The sequence below is a fragment of the Streptomyces sp. HSW2009 genome, from assembly GCF_040240285.1.
GTDB lineage: Bacteria > Actinomycetota > Actinomycetes > Streptomycetales > Streptomycetaceae > Streptomyces.
Genome location: NZ_JBEHZD010000261.1, coordinates 1 through 10,701 on the forward strand (window position 1 = coordinate 1; position 10,701 = coordinate 10,701).

General features: G+C 72.5%; 10 protein-coding genes and 1 pseudogene. 7 read left to right on the top strand and 4 right to left on the bottom strand.

The features are described 5' to 3' along the window. Positions 1-424 precede the first annotated feature (424 nt). Positions 425-1,141 (bottom strand): annotated as a pseudogene (locus AAHZ94_RS19495) (SigE family RNA polymerase sigma factor); the annotation flags it as partial. Positions 1,142-1,375: 234 nt separating this feature from the next. On the opposite strand from AAHZ94_RS19495, the gene afsQ1 reads away from it, so the two are divergent. From afsQ1 to AAHZ94_RS19520, 5 genes are all read left to right on the top strand, one after another. Next, positions 1,376-2,053, top strand: coding sequence for a two-component system response regulator AfsQ1 (afsQ1, locus tag AAHZ94_RS19500; RefSeq protein ID WP_349994260.1), 678 nt, complete (start codon positions 1,376-1,378; stop codon positions 2,051-2,053). 50 nt (positions 2,054-2,103) lie between these two features. Continuing rightward, positions 2,104-3,621: an ATP-binding protein gene (locus AAHZ94_RS19505; protein WP_349994252.1), complete on the top strand. Its 1,518-nt coding sequence runs from the start codon at positions 2,104-2,106 to the stop codon at positions 3,619-3,621. Further along, on the top strand, positions 3,618-4,352 hold the full coding sequence (locus AAHZ94_RS19510) for a hypothetical protein (protein ID WP_349994253.1): 735 nt from the start codon (positions 3,618-3,620) through the stop codon (positions 4,350-4,352). The genes AAHZ94_RS19505 and AAHZ94_RS19510 overlap by 4 nt, the downstream gene beginning before the upstream one ends. Positions 4,353-4,870: 518 nt before the next feature. Next, the gene (locus tag AAHZ94_RS19515) at positions 4,871-5,419 is read left to right on the top strand and encodes a VanZ family protein (protein WP_349994254.1); all 549 of its coding nucleotides are present in this window, start codon (positions 4,871-4,873) and stop codon (positions 5,417-5,419) included. Positions 5,420-5,511: 92 nt separating this feature from the next. Then, positions 5,512-5,718: a PspC domain-containing protein gene (locus AAHZ94_RS19520; RefSeq protein ID WP_349994255.1), complete on the top strand. Its 207-nt coding sequence runs from the start codon at positions 5,512-5,514 to the stop codon at positions 5,716-5,718. A gap of 275 nt (positions 5,719-5,993) precedes the next feature. On the opposite strand, the gene AAHZ94_RS19525 is transcribed toward AAHZ94_RS19520, so the two are convergent. Then, complete coding sequence (locus tag AAHZ94_RS19525; RefSeq protein WP_349994256.1) at positions 5,994-6,227, bottom strand: hypothetical protein; 234 nt, start codon at positions 6,225-6,227, stop codon at positions 5,994-5,996. A gap of 174 nt (positions 6,228-6,401) precedes the next feature. Then, on the bottom strand, positions 6,402-7,532 hold the full coding sequence (locus tag AAHZ94_RS19530; protein ID WP_349994257.1) for an adenosine deaminase: 1,131 nt from the start codon (positions 7,530-7,532) through the stop codon (positions 6,402-6,404). A 115-nt stretch (positions 7,533-7,647) separates the two neighbouring features. Here AAHZ94_RS19530 and AAHZ94_RS19535 point away from each other — a divergent pair, with 115 nt between their 5' ends. Beyond that, a complete protein-coding gene (locus AAHZ94_RS19535) occupies positions 7,648-8,421 on the top strand; it encodes an alpha/beta hydrolase family protein (protein WP_349994258.1) in 774 nt (257 codons plus the stop codon). Positions 8,422-8,682: 261 nt separating this feature from the next. Continuing rightward, entirely contained in the window at positions 8,683-9,324 is a 642-nt protein-coding gene (locus AAHZ94_RS19540) for a TlpA family protein disulfide reductase (RefSeq protein ID WP_349994259.1), read from the top strand. Positions 9,325-9,749: 425 nt separating this feature from the next. Here AAHZ94_RS19540 and AAHZ94_RS19545 read toward each other — a convergent pair whose 3' ends face one another. Beyond that, on the bottom strand, positions 9,750-10,658 hold the full coding sequence (locus AAHZ94_RS19545) for a LysR family transcriptional regulator (RefSeq protein ID WP_349994261.1): 909 nt from the start codon (positions 10,656-10,658) through the stop codon (positions 9,750-9,752). Positions 10,659-10,701 lie beyond the last annotated feature (43 nt).

Genomic DNA, 10,701 nt, shown 5'->3' on the forward strand with positions numbered 1-10,701 from the left:
GGGGGGGGGGGGCCGGGCGGGGGGGGGGGGCCCCCCCCCCCCCCCCGCGCGCCCCCCCCCCCCGGCGGCGCCCCCCGCCCCCCGGGGGGGCCACCCGGGCCCCCCCCCCCCCCCCGCCCGCCGGGGCTTCCCCCCTCAGGTGCTTCCCGTCTTCCCCCCAGAAGACGGCCCCCGTGCTTTCCCCCCGTACTTCCCCCGTGCTTCCGGGTGCCGTCCCTCCCCCGAGGAGACGGCCCCGCGTTCCCCCAGCCTTCAGGCCACCAGCTCGCCGAAGGACTCCTCTTCGTCCCGCCCGAAGGCGAGCGTGCCGTGGGGGGGGGGGGGGGGGCGCGGCCCCCCCCGGGGCGGGGGGGGGCCCCCCCGGGGGGCGGGCCCCCGGGGGGGGGGGGGGGGGGGGGGGGGGGGGGGGGGGGGCGCGCCCCCAACGCCAGATGCTGGACTTCACGGTGCCGACGCTGATGTCGAGTATGTCGGCGATCTCCGGGTCGGTCCGGCCCTCGTAGTAGCGCAGCACCAGCATGGTGCGCTGGATCTCGGGCAGCCGGGCGAGCGCCTGCCACAGCACGGCGCGCAGCTCGGTGCCGCGCATCGCGTCGTGGTCGCCGACGGTCTCCGGCAACTCCTCGGTCGGGTATTCGTTCAGCTTGCGTCGACGCCAGGCGCTGATGTGCAGATTGGTCATGGTGCGGCGGAGATAGCCGCCGACCGCCGCCTTGTCACTGATGCGGTCCCAGGCGCGGTAGGTGGAGAACAGCGCGCTCTGGAGCAGGTCCTCCGCCTCGTAACGGTCCCCCGTCAGGTGGTAGGCGGTGGCGAACAGGGAGGCGCGGCGCTCCTGGACGTAGGCGGTGAACTCCGCCTCGGCCCGGCTGCCGCGCTGCCCCTCCCCACTCGCTTCTCCCCCGTGTTGCTGCTGGCCTACGGCGACCGCGGTGCCCCCGCGGGCTTCCGTGGCCGCGTCAACGGCTGCCACATACATGATCGACGGCCGCTGACGTCCGGTGCTGCGAGCGCACCCCCGCCCGCTCACAGCACCGGACTTCTCTCCCCCAGACTCGGTCTGGGAGCCTGTCCGACTCCAACCGGCATGTAGGCGCGTTCGAATACCTGCGCTGGTTGCCGTGCCGTGCAAGGTGTTCATGCCGCGCCCCCCGTCTTGGAGCCTGCTGAGTCTGTTGCCACCGGGTGGGTTCCGCCCGGTGACCAAAAGATTGGCAAGCCAGTTTCATCACGTTGTCCGTCGACTGTCACAGCCCTGTCACAGGGGCCGCGGGGCCGGCGAGCCGTCCGGCTATCGGACGCTCGGAGTCCGACGGGCCGGCCGCACGGCCCCGCAGGTCGAACTCCAGCCCACCTGTAGGCCAGAATGACCAATGTGCCTTTCCTGTTGCTGATCGAGGACGACGACGCCATCCGCACGGCCCTCGAACTCTCTCTGTCCCGCCAGGGCCACCGTGTGGCGACCGCGGCGTCAGGAGAGGACGGCCTGCAACTGCTGCGCGAGCAGCGGCCAGATCTGATCGTGTTGGATGTGATGCTGCCCGGTATCGACGGCTTTGAGGTGTGTCGCCGCATCAGGCGCACCGATCAGCTACCGATCATCTTGTTGACCGCGCGCAACGACGACATCGACGTCGTGGTGGGCCTTGAGTCCGGCGCGGACGACTACGTGGTCAAACCGGTGCAGGGGCGGGTGCTCGACGCCCGCATCCGTGCCGTGCTGCGCCGCGGCGAGCGGGAGGCGAACGACTCGGCGTCCTTCGGCTCGCTGGTGATCGACCGCTCCGCGATGACCGTCACCAAGAACGGCGAGGACCTCCAGCTCACCCCCACCGAACTGCGGCTCCTGCTGGAGCTCAGCCGCCGCCCGGGGCAGGCGCTGTCCCGGCAGCAGTTGCTGCGCCTGGTGTGGGAGCACGACTACCTCGGTGACTCTCGGCTGGTCGACGCCTGTGTGCAGCGGTTGCGCGCCAAGGTCGAGGACGTGCCGTCGTCGCCGACGCTGATCCGCACGGTGCGTGGGGTCGGGTACCGACTGGATGCTCCCCAGTGACGGATGAGCCCAGTCGAGTACGGGGCTGGGCTGCGGGGCTTTTGCGCTGGATGAGCCTGCGGGTGCGGCTGATGCTGGTGTTCGCCGTGGTGGCGCTGGTCGCCGCCGCGTCCGCGTCCGGCATCGCGTACTGGCTCAACCGCGACGCCGTGTTGAACCGGACGCAGAACGCCGCGCTCGACGACTTCAACAAGTCCCTCGAAGACATCACCCGTACCCTGCCGCGCCAACCGGACTGTCGTGACCTGGACGTGGCCGCCCAACAGATGGCGAGCAGTTCGCAGAAGTACGAGGTGCTGCTGCTGACCGACCGGGGCGGCCGGCCCGGCTGCGCCGCGTACTCCGACGAGAAGACGTTCCACCGCGGGATCGTGCCGGAGGCGCTGGAGAAGGCGGTCAACAAGCGGCGCGAGCTCGACAGCTCCAACGCGTACGAGTACCACCTGTACTGGCAGCGGATCTCACTGGACGGCGAGCCCTACCTGGTCGGCGGCGCCAAGGTGATCGGCGGCGGGCCCACCGGCTACATGCTCAAGTCGCTCGACACCGAGCGGATGGACCTCAACTCGCTGGCCTGGTCGCTGGGGATCGCCACCGGGCTCGCGCTGATCGGCTCCGCGCTGCTGGCGCAGGCCGCGGCGGCCACGGTGCTGCGGCCGGTGCGCAAGCTCGCGGATGCCGCGCGCAAGCTGGGTGAGGGCAAGTTGGACACCCGGCTGCGCGTCTCGGGCACGGACGAGCTGGCCGACCTGTCCCGTACGTTCAACCGTACCGCCGAGTCGTTGCAGAAGCGGGTCGAGGACCTGAGCTCGCGGGAGGCGTCCAGCCGGCGGTTCGTCGCCGACATGTCGCACGAGTTGCGGACGCCGCTGACCGCGATCACCGCCGTGACGGAGGTGCTCGAAGAAGAGGTCGACTCGCTCGACCCGATGATCGCGCCCGCCGTGCAACTCGTGGTCTCCGAGACCCGGCGGCTGAACGACCTGGTGGAGAACCTGATGGAGGTGACCCGCTTCGACGCGGGCACCGCCCGGCTGGTCCTGGACACCGTGGACGTGGCCGACCAGGTGACCGCCTGCATCGACGCCAGGGCGTGGCTGGACGCGGTGGAGCTGGACGCCGAGCGGGGCATCATGGCCCGGCTCGACCCCAGACGGCTCGACGTGATCCTGGCCAACCTGATCGGCAACGCGCTCAAGCACGGCGGCTCGCCGGTCCGGGTGTCGATCCGGCCCGCCGCCGACGACCTGCTGATCGAGGTGCACGACCACGGCCCCGGCATCCCCGAAGAGGTACTGCCGCACGTCTTCGACCGCTTCTACAAGGCCAGTGCCTCCCGGCCGCGTTCGGAGGGCAGCGGGCTCGGCCTGTCCATCGCGCTGGAGAACGCGCACATCCACGGCGGCGAGATCACCGCGGCCAACTCGTCCGAGGGCGGCGCCGTCTTCACGCTGCGGCTGCCGATGGACGCCTCCCGGGTGATCGAGGGCACGGACAAGACGGAGCGAACCGGCAAGAAGGACGGCAAGAAGGACCGGGACCGCAAGGACAAGAGGAGCGAGCGATGAACCCCCAGGCCGCGGGGGCGTCCTCAGTGGCGCGTTCAGTGGCGCTTCCGGTGGTGGCCGGGCCCGGTCATGGGCCTGGCCGGCGGGCGGCGGGCGGGCAGCGAGCCCGGGCGGTCACGCTCGGGGCCTTCGGGCTGGTGGCCGCGCTCCTGGTGGCCGGGTGTGGCATCCGGGGCACCTCGGTACCGGTGGACGCGGGCGGCGCGCCCTCGCGTGCCTCCTGCGACACCCAGGCCAGCAGCGCGCCCGCCCGGCCGCGTACGGACGTCGCCGTCACCGTGCAGTTGCTGTGCGCCGCACGCCTGGAGCCCGTACCGCGGGCGCTGCAACTGCCCAAGGGCGACGAGAACCCGCGCCCTGCGGAGTTCGCGAAGGCGCTGCTCGGCCAGTTGCAGCGGCAGCCCTCGCAGCCCGAGCGGGAGGCGGGCTTCAGCACCGCGGTCCCGTCGAGCGTGCAGGTCGCGGCGGCAGCCGCGGGCGACCCGGCCGGCGCGTTGCGGCTGACCCAGGAGCCCGCCGACCTGCCCCCGGAGGCACTCGCCCAGGTGGTCTGCACCTTCGCGCAGACCGCCGCGGTCCGCGGGGCGCGCACGGTGGTGCTCGGCGGCCCGGCCGCGGCGCGGGGCGAGGCGGCGACTGACCGGGGCCGCCTCATGCGCTACGAGTGCGGGACGGACCTGCGGGACCACCCCGCGAGTGCGCAGAGCTCGGGCACGTTGCTGGCCGAGTGAGTGGGGCGGCTGCTGGGTGCGCCGGGGGCTGTGTGGGGTGGCTGAGGTGGGTGGGGGCTCCGTGGGGTGAGGGCTCGGTGGGGTGAGGGCTTGAGGCGTGCCCTTGGCTCGTGTCCTGGGACCGGTTCTGGGTCGGGTAGCCCCCGCTGGGCGTGCTGGCCCGAGTCCGGTGTCTCTGGCTGCGTCAGCCGCGTACGCATCATGCGGCTCCGGCCTGGGCCCTTCCGTACGGGTGGGGGCTGCGACCGGTCGTACGGGCCCTCGGCCGGTCGGGGCGTACGGGACGGGCTGGGTCGGGGTCGGCCCGGACGGGCTCAGCGGGGCGGGTCGGGGTGACCCGGAGGGGTCGGCGGGGTGTTCGTCAGGGACGGTGGGGTGGGGGTCAGGTGAGGTGAGGTGGGGGTGCCGGTCGGGCGAGGGTGTCGGTCGGGTGGGGACGGCGGTCGGGTGGGGAGCGTGAGGGTCGTCACCGTGGGGGGTGCGGAACCGGGATGCCGGGAGGCCGCGTCCTGACTTGCGTGCAGGGACATGGTTCCGGCCGCACGGCCGACATCCGCTTCCGCGTCGCGGGCATCCTCCTCCTCGTGGCGCAGCTCGCCTTCATCGGCTGGGTTTCCCTGCGCCCGCTGACCGCCCCATGGGTGACGGCCGGCAATCTGGAACCGCTGGCGTCGATCCGCGGCGACCTGGAGATCGGCTTCGCCGAGGCCGCCCGCCGCATCGGGCGCGAGCTGCTGCTCTACGCCCCGCTGGGCGTACTGTTCCCGCTGGTCGGGGGCCGGATCGACGCCCACAGATTGGCCTCGCTGGTACGCACCGTATTGGCCAGCGCCCTGATCTCCTGCCTGGTCGAACTGGCGCAGGGCAGCATCGCGGGCCAGGTCGTGGACGTGGACACGGTCCTGATCAACACGGCCGGGGTCGCCCTGGCCCACCTCGCCGTGGTGCCCGCCGTACGCGGCCACCTCCGCCGCAGGGCGGGCCGCGCGCACCCGCCGGCCCCGGCGCGGGAGGACGCGGCCTCGGGGTTGACCCCGACGCTGCCGAGGGTCGGGATCGCACCGTAGACCGAGGCCACCTGCGGCGGGCGCGCCTAGCGTGGAGTCATGGATGGTCCCCGGCCCGGCCGGGGACGTGACCACGACTCACAGGAGGCCCCATGTCCACGCCGCTCGTACGCCGCCAGGACAACAAGATCATTGCCGGTGTCTGTGCGGGACTGGCCGACCGGTTCGGAACATCCGCACGCACCATGCGGCTGATCTTCCTCGCCTCGTGTCTGCTGCCCGGGCCCCAGTTCCTGCTCTACCTCGCCCTGTGGGTGCTCCTACCCGCCGACGACAAGTACCGGCGGCACGCCTGGTGACGCGCGACGAACGCGCGACCGCCGGGGCGGGGCGGGCGTGCTGGGCCGGGCGCCGGGGTACGGCCCGCGCGTGGGACGGGGCCGGCCTCGGTGGGGCGAGGGGCGGCCGTGGTGGGGAAACGCCGATGGGCCGCACCCCCGTCTCCGGTGGTGCGGCCCATCCTGGACTGCGCGGTGCGGCCCGCCCGAACCGTGCACGAGCCGCGCGACTGCCCGTGGCCGGGCCGGGCCCGCCCGGTGTGACCCGGTCGTGGCCCGGCCCTGGTGGTGCGGGGTCAGCCCCCGATCGGCAGCCCGCCGAGCAGCGTCTGCACCGGGTCCTGGCCCTCCGCGGCGCTGGGCTGCGGGAGGGTCTTGGTGTCCTTGGGCAGCGTCTTGACCGCGTTCTTGGCGGGGCCGGTCAGCGGCTCCAGACCGGTACCGGCGGCCGATGCGGTACCGGCGGCGGTGGCGGCGAAGGCGATGCCCACAGCGGCGACGCCGAGGGTCTTGATCGTTCCCTGCTTCATGAGAAATCTTCCCTTGGTACGGGGTTCTTGAGCGGCACTGCAACGTAGCCAGCCGCTCCGACGGCCCGCAAACACCAGACATGAGGCGGGATGTCGGTTGTGCCGGAAGTGATCCACGCCGCCGCAACGCCCCCGCCTGCACCCGGGCCGCAGGACAGCGGTGCAGGTCAGGGCCTAGCCAACGGCGGACTGACGGAACAGCCACTCCGCCTTCAACTCGGCGTAACCGGGCTTGATCACATCATTGATCATCGCCAGACGTTCATCGAAAGGGATGAACGCGGACTTCATCGCATTGACGGTGAACCACTGCATGTCGTCGAGCGTGTACCGGAAGGTCGACACGAGGTGCTCGAACTCGCGGCTCATGCTCGTACCACTCATCAACCTGTTGTCCGTGTTGACCGTGGCCCGGAAGTGCAGCCTGCGCAGCAGACCGATGGGGTGCTCGGCGTACGAAGGGGCCGCGCCGGTCTGGAGGTTGGAGGTGGGGCAGAGCTCCAACGGGATGCGCTTGTCGCGTACGTAGCTGGCGAGCCGACCGAGCTTGACGGTGCCGTCGTCGGCGATCTGGATGTCGTCGATGATCCGCACACCGTGGCCGAGCCGGTCGGCGCCGCACCACTGGAGCGCCTGCCAGATCGACGGCAGTCCGAACGCCTCGCCGGCGTGGATGGTGAAGTGGTTGTTCTCGCGCTTGAGGTACTCGAAGGCGTCCAGGTGGCGGGTGGGCGGGAAGCCCGCTTCGGCGCCCGCGATGTCGAAGCCGACGACGCCCAGGTCGCGGTAGCGGTTGGCGAGTTCGGCGATCTCCAGGGAGCGGGCCGCGTGCCGCATCGCGGTGAGCAGCGCGCCCACCCGGATGCGGTGGCCGGCGGCGCGCGCCCGGCGCTCGCCCTCGCGGAAGCCGTCGTTCACCGCCTCGACCACCTGCTCCAGCGTCAGGCCGCGCTCCAGGTGCTGCTCGGGGGCGTAGCGCACCTCGGCGTAGACGACGCCGTCGGCCGCGAGGTCCTCGGCGCACTCGGCCGCCACCCGGCGCAGCGCGTCAGCGGTCTGCATGACGGCACAGGTGTGCGCGAAGGTCTCCAGGTAGCGTTCGAGCGAACCGGAATCGGCTGCCTCGCGGAACCAGGTGCCCAGCGCGGCGGGTTCGGTCTCGGGCAGGCCCTCGTATCCGATGTCCGCGGTCAGTTCGACGATGGTGGCCGGGCGCAGCCCACCGTCGAGGTGGTCGTGCAGCAGAGCCTTGGGTGCGCGCCGGATCTGCTCCGGGGTCGGTTGCTGGATGTTCTCGCTCGTCATCTGCGCACCATAGCCCCTACGCGCGTAGAACGCCTGGGGTAGCCGCGCGGATAGATACGGAACAGTGACCAGCCCGCGTAGTGGAGTACACCGTTGCTTCTGCCATCGTTCTGACATGGCTCAGCAATCGTTGCCGGAGCGACCGGACCGAAGCGCCCGACTGGGGCGACCCGTGGGGGCGACGGCGGCGGGGAAGACCGCCTGCGGCGTGGTGTTGCTGCTGCCGGACGGCGTGCCAACCGGAACCCGCCGTCCGACCTCGCGTTCGGCCGCCGCGATGTGGTCCCTGGCACACGGGCTGGCCAAGGCCGGCCGGCCCGAGGGGCTGACCGCGCACGTGGTGCGCTACCGCTACCGCGGTTGGAACGGCCCCGCCGCCGATCCCGCCCAGGACGCGGAGTGGGCCGTGGAAGAGGTGGTACGGCGCTACGGGGACGTACCGATCTGTCTGGTCGGGCGGGGCATGGGGGCGCGGGCCGCGCTGTGGGCCGGTGGGCACCCGGCGGTCGGCTCGGTACTCGCGCTGGCGCCGTGGCTGCCGAGCCAGGAGGCGAAGCTCAACCCGGACCCCGTCAAGCACCTGATCGGCCGGCGGGTCCTGGTCGTCCACGGCACCAATGACGCCCACACCCACCCCGAACTCTCCTACCGGCTGGTGGAACGGGCCAAGAAGATCAACAGCGCCGTCTGCCGCTTCGAGGTGCACACCGACGGCCATCGGCTGCACCAGCACCGGCCCGAGGTGTACGCACTCGCCGCCGACTTCGCCCTCGGTTCCCTCTTCGACCAGGACTACGCGCGTCCACTTGCGGATGCACTGGCCGCCCCGCCCCCACTGGGCCTCCGCATGCCCCTGGCAGCAGGCTTCGGCGCCTCGCTCCGCCGATAGCCGGCGCCGAACCCGCTGGCCGCGACCGGCCGCACCCGGCGCGTGGGGTGCACGGGGCGCACTGGGTCCATGGGGTCCATGGGGTGCTGCGCATGGCGTACGGGTTGGCCTGCCCTGCGTACGCGACGCGGCCGGGCCGCTGGGGATGCCCGACCCGCGACACGGCGGGGTGGGGCGTGCTCGGGGTGGGGGCGCGAGGTCTCGGCGGGGTGGTGTGGGGTGGGCGGGAGGGCTGGGGTGGGCCATGGAAGACTTGTGCGCATGCCTCTTCGTCGGCCGGTCCGCCCCACTGGTATCCGCAGTCGTACGCACCGGCGCGGCAGCCGGTCCGCGCTCTCCGGCGCGGCGGCCGGTGCGCTCGCCGCGACCGTGGCGCTCACCGGCTGTAGCAGCACCGACGGTCAGGGCAAGGGCAACGCCGCCTTCACCCGACAGGGCTCCAGTGTCGTCGAGACCGTGGCCAAGGACGGGCGCAGGGCCGCGCCCGAGCTCTCCGGGGTCACCTTGGACGGCAAGCAACTCCGTCTCACCGACTACCGGGGCAAGGTCATCGCGATCAACCTCTGGGCGTCCTGGTGCCCACCATGTCGTGCCGAGACCCCGGAACTGGTGAAGGTCTCCGGCGAGACCCGAAACGACGTCGTCTTCATCGGTCTCAACAGCGACCACGACAAGGACCCGGCCACAAAGTTCGAGAAGGAATTCGGGGTGCGCTACCCGAGTTGGCACGACCCGTCGGGCAAGCTCGCGCTGCGTTTCCCCAAGGGCAGCTTCAATCCACAGGGCATTCCGTCCACCCTGTTCATCGACCGCAACGGCAAGATCGCGGCCCGTGCGCTGAGCCCGATCGGCGAGGACGACCTCCGCAAGGCACTCGCCCCGCTCGTCGCCGAGAAGGTCTGACGCCGGAACTCCGAGCACCGCTCTCACCGCCACCCACGGGTGCGCGCCGCTGGCACGGCTCTGGGTTCTGATACGGATTCGGGTTCCGGCCCGGGCTGGGACCGGGCTTCGGGCTGCGGCTGACGTTCGGACTGGGGCCGAGGCTCGGGCTGCGGCTGGCGTTCGGGCTCGGGTGGGGGCCTGGGGGTGGGCCTGAACGACGGCGCCAAAGGGCGTCCGGGGACCAGGGTTGTGTGCCCCACGGCAGGTGCGGGCCGTACGGCAGCGGTCCACCGGGGCTGTCGGGTCGGCCGGGTTCGTCGGTCCTCGTACGGTGCTGTGCGGCACCGCACCGTGGCGCGGGCGCGGGCGCCCGGAGGGTGTAGGCATGGGCACGGGGTGGGCTCCTTTCGTCGAGAGGGCGGATGGGGTCCCGGTGTGGCGGGTCAGCGGGGGAGGAGTTGGCCGCGGCGGCTCAGCAGGAAGCGTTTGAAGGCCGCTACCGGTGCGGTGTCCACATGGCCGTCGAGCCAGGCCACGCCGATCTCGCGCACCGCGCGCGGCGCCGTGACCGTCAGCTCCACCACGCCGGGCCGTGGGACCGCGGGCGGGGGCAGCAGGGCGACGCCGAGGCCGGCCGCGACCAGGCCGCGCAACGTCTCGGCCTCCTCCCCCTCGAAGGCGACCTTCGGGGTGAACCCGGCCTCGGCGCACACCGCATCGGTGATCCGGCGCAGCCCGTAGCCCGGTTCGAGGGTGACGAAGAGTTCGGCGGACGCCTCGGCGAGGCGGACGCGTTTGCGATGGGCCAGCCGGTGGTCGTCGGGGACGACCAGCCTCAGCTTCTGCTCGTCCAGCCGGCGGGCGACCAGGTCGGGGGCGTCGGGAACGGGTGAGGTCAGACAGAGGTCGAGATCGCCCGCGCGGAGGCGCTCGATCATGGCCTCGCCGTAGTTCTGGACGAGTTGGAAGCGCACCCGCGGGTGGTCGGCCCGGAAGGTCCGCAGCAGACCGGGGACGGTCTCCGAGCCGAGCGTGTGCAGGAAGCCGAAGGCGACCTTGCCGGCGGCCGGGTCGGCGTCGGCGCGAACCGACTCAGCGGCCCGCTCCACCTCGGCCAGCGCCCGCTGTGTCGAGGCGTGGAAGGTGCGCCCGGCCGGGGTGAGCGAGAGCGTGCGGCCGTGCCGGGCGAACAGGGCCACGCCCAGGTCCTGTTCGAGCCGCACCATGGCCCGGCTGAGGGTGGACTGGGGCACGCCGAGTTGCTGTGCGGCCCGGGTGACGTGCTCGTACCTGGCCACGGCCGCGAACTGGACCAGCCTCGGCGCCAGAGCCGCACCCCACGAGGCGGCCAGCGTGCCGGGGCCACCGCTCGGCCCGCCGGCCCGCCTCGGCGCC